Origin of the sequence: Gordonibacter pamelaeae 7-10-1-b, assembly GCF_000210055.1 — a bacterium.
GTDB classification, from domain to species: Bacteria; Actinomycetota; Coriobacteriia; order Coriobacteriales; family Eggerthellaceae; genus Gordonibacter; species Gordonibacter pamelaeae.
In genome coordinates this window covers 244152-247155 of the sequence record NC_021021.1, presented here as the reverse complement: position 1 = coordinate 247155, position 3004 = coordinate 244152, and the positions used below count along the sequence as shown (strand labels likewise).

The window sequence follows — 3004 nt, the reverse complement described above, 5'->3', positions numbered from 1 at the left end:
ATCCGCATGCCGGGGCCCCGTCCGGGGCTGCGGGAGGGCGCGAGGGCCTATAATGGAGCGGTTGCACGTCGATGAGGGGAAAGGGGATCGCATGAGCAAGATCGTAAACGAGCCGAAGAACACGTTTCCGCTGTTCGTGAAGGTGCGCGAGCAGTTGGAGCATCGGGCGCTGTGGCTGTACCTGCTGGTGGACGAGGCGCGCAAGCATGGGCTGGCCGACGACGCGTTCGCAGCCGACGCCGTGAAGCGCTGCGGCTTGTACCAGGGAGCCGAGATCGTGGGGAAGAGCGGCACGAAGAGCCTGAAGGGCCTGAAGAAGGTGCTGTTCACCAAGAGCGCGCAGATCGTGTTCGAGATGAAGGTGGTGGAGTGCACCGACGACAAGCTGTCCATCGACTTCCACTACTGCCCGCTCGTGAAGGCGTGGCAGAAGCAGGGCTGCACCGACGAGGAGATCTCCCGGCTGTGCGACCTGGCCATGTGCGGCGACCGCGGCATCGGCGAGGCGCACGGCGTGGAGCTTGACCTGCCCAAGACCATCGCGCGCGGCGACGACTGCTGCGCCATCCGCTACGTGCGCCGCGGCGGCGCGTCGGCTCCCCGGTCCGACATGCGCTAGAATACGTCTCACCGTGTAGCTATCATCTTATACTCGAAGGAGCAGCCATGTCCCAGCGCAACGTGCTGAAAGAGAACCTGGCCGAGTCCGCGCGCGTCCTGCGCGAGCGCATCGGCGACCGCCGGCCCGAGGTGGGCATGATCCTGGGCTCGGGGCTGGGCCCCTTGGCCGGGCAGATCGAGGATGCCGTCTGCGTGCCGTACGGCGAGGTTCCCCATATGAGGACGAGCACGGCCACGAGCCATGTGGGCCGCTTCGTGTGCGGCGTGCTGGGCGGGAAATGCGTGCTGGCCATGCAGGGCCGCCTGCACGGCTACGAGGGCAACACCGCCCAGGAGGTGGCCTACCCCGTGTGGCTCATGCACGAGCTGGGCGTGGACACGCTGTTCGCGACGAACGCGGCCGGCGCCATCAACGAGAGCTACCGTGTGGGCGACTTCTGCATCATCGAGGACCATATCAACTTCACCGGGCGCAACCCCGTGGCGGGCCTCGAGCCCGACGGCATCGCGTTCCGCTTCTTCTCCATGCTGGACGCCTACGATCCCGCGTTGCGTCGCCTGGCGCGCGAGACCGCCGACGAGCTGGGCATCCGCGTGCAGGAGGGCGTGTACCTGGGGCTGCTCGGCCCGAGCTTCGAGACGCCGGCCGAGATACGCGCCTTCCGCGCCTGGGGTGCCGACACGGTGGCCATGAGCGTGTGCGAGGAGGTCATCGCGGCGCGACACACAGGGATGCGCGTGCTGGGCATGTCGCTGGTGAGCAACATGGCCTGCGGCATCGAGGGCGCCTCGCCCACCGACGAGGAGGTGCTCGACGTGGCGCACGATCGCGCGGCCGACTTCGCGCGCCTGGCCACCGCCATCGTGGAGCGCATGTAGGGAAAGTGCCCGCGCGGCGGGAGGAGCCTGCGCCCTCTCCTCAGTCCTCCAACTTGAGGCCGCCTTCGGCGATGAGGCCGGCGCGGCGCATGAGGGTGCATACCGCCCAGCTGATTACGGCGGGCAGCACCAGGCACACCAGCGCGAGGCCCGCCCACTCGAACGCGCCGGGTGCCGCCGCGCCGGCCTCCATGCCCGCCACCCAGCCGGTGTACACGCCGATGGGCCCCACGAGGCCGCACGTGCCCATGCCCGAGGCCACGGCAGGGCCGTTCTGCTGCAGGGCGAACACGCAGGTGGCAAGCGGCCCGGTGACGGCTGACGCCACGATGGGCGGCACCCAGACGAGCGGCTTCCTCATGATGTTGCCCATCTGCAGCATGGAGGTGCCCAGGCCCTGCGACAGCACGCCGCCCCAGCGGTTCTCGCGGAAGCTCATGACGGCGAAGCCCACCATCTGCGCGCAGCAGCCCGCGAGCGCAGCCCCGCCGGCCAGCCCCGTCAGACCAAGCGCCGCGCAGATGGCGGCGGACGAGATGGGCAGCGTGAGCGCGATGCCGATGACCACCGACACGATGATGCCCATGAACAGCGGCTGCAGCTCGGTGGCCCACATAATGAACCCGCCCACCGACGAGGCCAGCGCCCCTATCCACGGCGCCACGCCCAGCGCCAGCCCGCAGCCGGCCAGGACGGTGACGGCGGGCGTGACGATGATGTCCACCTTCGTCTCCTTCGACACCGCCTTGCCCAGCTCGGAGGCCGCGATGGCTATCACCAGCACGGCCAAGGGCCCGCCGGCCCCGCCCGCCGCGTTGGCGGCGTAGCCGACGGCTGCGAGCGAGAACAGAACGAGCGCGGGCGCGCGCAGCGCGTAGCCTATGGCAACAGCCATGGCCGGCCCTGCCACGCTCTTGGCGAACGTGCCGATCTCGTTGAAGAAACCGACGCCGGATAGGTCGCCCACCGTGGTGAGAATAGTACCGATGAGCAGCGAGGCGAACAGGCCCTGGGCCATGGCCGACAGCGCGTCGATGGCGTAGCGCTGGAACGATACCTCGATGTCCTTGCGTGCAAGGAATGCTGTAACGGAGTGCTTGGGCATGCCGTCCCCCTTCGGGCGCGAGCGGAGCTATGCGGTTCTGACCGGGATTTCTCGTGGAACCATGGTAGACGAAGCCGCAGGCGGGAGGGACGGGAGCGCGGCCGGCGCCCGTCTGCGGCGGATTTCCGGCGAGCCTGTGCGGTTTGCGGCGTCCCCGCGCGGCCGAGGGGCGCTTCGGGTACAATCGACGCGAAGCGACAGGGCCGAAGGGCCGCGAGGCCGCGCGATGGGGCTGCGAGGCCGGATGGCGGTGCGGACGGAGCCGGGCGGGATCGGGCAGGAAGGGCGAGCGCAGGCGTGGACATGGTTTTCGAAGAGGTCTTCTCGCGGCGGCAGATAGAGGCGCGTCGGGTGGCCGACGGCGCGGCGGATGCGCCGGTTCCGGCTGCGATGCAGGCA

The 3004-nt window shown here is 69.4% G+C and carries 3 protein-coding genes; 2 read left to right on the top strand and 1 reads right to left on the bottom strand.

The features are described 5' to 3' along the window. Nucleotides 1-91 precede the first annotated feature (91 nt). Together GPA_RS01090 and GPA_RS01085 are read left to right on the top strand one after the other, a co-directional pair. Nucleotides 92-619, top strand: coding sequence for an L-2-amino-thiazoline-4-carboxylic acid hydrolase (locus GPA_RS01090; RefSeq protein ID WP_049783968.1), 528 nt, complete (start codon nucleotides 92-94; stop codon nucleotides 617-619). A gap of 47 nt (nucleotides 620-666) precedes the next feature. Then, nucleotides 667-1500 (top strand): purine-nucleoside phosphorylase, encoded by an 834-nt coding sequence (locus GPA_RS01085; protein ID WP_015538699.1) that lies wholly within the window; start codon nucleotides 667-669, stop codon nucleotides 1498-1500. Nucleotides 1501-1540: 40 nt separating this feature from the next. Here the strand turns inward: GPA_RS01085 and GPA_RS01080 are convergent, their stop codons facing one another. Beyond that, entirely contained in the window at nucleotides 1541-2605 is a 1065-nt protein-coding gene (locus GPA_RS01080; RefSeq protein ID WP_015538698.1) for a PTS transporter subunit IIC, read from the bottom strand. Nucleotides 2606-3004 lie beyond the last annotated feature (399 nt).